A 202-nucleotide genomic window follows, 5' to 3' on the forward strand; every position below is an offset into this window, starting at 1 on the left:
TGGCGGAACGGACGGGACTCGAACCCGCGACCCCCTGCGTGACAGGCAGGTATTCTAACCGACTGAACTACCGCTCCACCGAATTTCTTTGTCACTACCCGGATTATTCATCCCGGTTTACTGCTAATTTGATGCCTGGCAGTTCCCTACTCTCACATGGGGAGACCCCACACTACCATCGGCGCTACGGCGTTTCACTTCT

Annotated in this window: 1 tRNA gene; it reads right to left on the reverse strand. The window is 55.4% G+C overall.

Annotated features, from left to right (window positions below):
* Nucleotides 1–77, reverse strand: a tRNA-Asp gene (locus ACSZPU_RS26625).
* Nucleotides 78–202: the final 125 nt, after the last annotated feature.

This window comes from Phytobacter sp. V69, assembly GCF_965644215.1.
Classification (GTDB): Bacteria; Pseudomonadota; Gammaproteobacteria; order Enterobacterales; family Enterobacteriaceae; genus Phytobacter.